The following is a 486-nucleotide window of genomic DNA, read 5'->3' as shown; positions in this document are numbered from 1 at the left end:
GCCATCAACGGCGCGCCGGTGCGGTTAAGGTGCCGCCGTGAGAGGTGGGCTTTGCGCTTCATGGTGATCTCTCTAGAACTGGACGGCGCCGCTGAGCGAAAAGCGATCGCTTGTCGGCAGGTGATCGTCGCGATGCTGGCGGCCCCATTCCAGCGTCAGGCTGGCGTTGGTCGCGTCACCCGCCAGCGCGGTGCCGACCTTAAGGCCAAGCCCGTATGACGCGCCGACGATGTTGGCCGTCTCGAGCGCGGTCGGCATTTCGAGATGCACCTGGCCGACAGCGCCGAACACGTAGGGAGACAACGAAACGATGCCGCCGGTGAACGGGACGTACCAGGGTGAGGACAGCTCGCCGCGCAGCACATAGCCGGAATCGCCCTGCAGCGCGCCGGCGTCGAAGCTCGACAGGCCGTTCGCGCCGACCAGCCCGATCTGTTCGGACTGCAGCAGCGGCTTGCCAAACGAGGTCTGCGCGCGGGCGTAGAG

Annotated in this window: 1 protein-coding gene; it reads right to left on the bottom strand. The window is 66.7% G+C overall.

All coding sequences use genetic code 11. The annotated features are described in order from the left end of the window. Nucleotides 1-72: 72 nt before the first annotated feature. The coding region (locus tag EN984_RS38020; protein ID WP_281057402.1) for a ShlB/FhaC/HecB family hemolysin secretion/activation protein at nt 73-486 on the bottom strand (414 nt) is incomplete at its 5' end.

It is taken from the genome of Mesorhizobium sp. M7A.F.Ca.CA.004.12.1.1, assembly GCF_003997835.1.
Lineage (GTDB): Bacteria > Pseudomonadota > Alphaproteobacteria > Rhizobiales > Rhizobiaceae > Mesorhizobium.
This window is presented reverse-complemented; position numbering and strand designations above follow the sequence as displayed.